Source organism: Streptomyces sp. SID3343, from assembly GCF_009865215.1.
GTDB lineage: Bacteria > Actinomycetota > Actinomycetes > Streptomycetales > Streptomycetaceae > Embleya.
In genome coordinates this window covers 1-605 of record NZ_WWJX01000329.1, presented here as the reverse complement: position 1 = coordinate 605, position 605 = coordinate 1, and the positions used below count along the sequence as shown (strand labels likewise).

General features: G+C 70.7%; 1 pseudogene. It reads left to right on the top strand.

The features are described 5' to 3' along the window. Positions 1–24: 24 nt before the first annotated feature. A pseudogene (locus GT354_RS11030) lies at positions 25–605 on the top strand (hypothetical protein); the annotation flags it as partial.

Below are 605 nucleotides of genomic sequence, written 5' to 3'. Positions count from 1 at the left end.
CGCAACGGCGGGAAGATCACCGTCGTGCGCACCGGCGCCGACACCGTGCAGGCCACCGAGACGCGCTCGGGGCGTTGGGTCGAACTGCACCCCGCGGGCAGTGGGCCCGACACCGGTGACGGGCCGCAGTGGAAGAACCTCGCCGTCGTCGACAACGCCGGGCGCACCGCCACGTATCGCCTGGTTCGCAACATCGACCCCAACGGCCGGCAGTGGGTCGTGGGCAAGGTCGACGACGTCAACGGCGAGACCGTCCGGTACGCGTACGACAACGACGAGCGCGTCACGCAGATCACCACCGCGATGGGTCACCTCACCCGCTTCACCTACGACGCCTCCAGCCGCGCCACCTCCGTCACGCAGGTCACCGACCTGCCCACCAACCGCGAGGCCGTCACGCTGTACGCGTACTCGGCCGCCCACGGCGTCGCGGGCGACCCCACCGTCACCGATCCGCGGTTGAACGCCACCACCTTCGCGGTCCAGGCCGACGGCCACGTCGACCGCGCCACCGACGCCCAAGGGCACAAACGCGACACCACCTACGACATCGACGGCAACCTGCAGACCGCCGTCGACGCCATGGGCACCGGAAGCAACCCCGG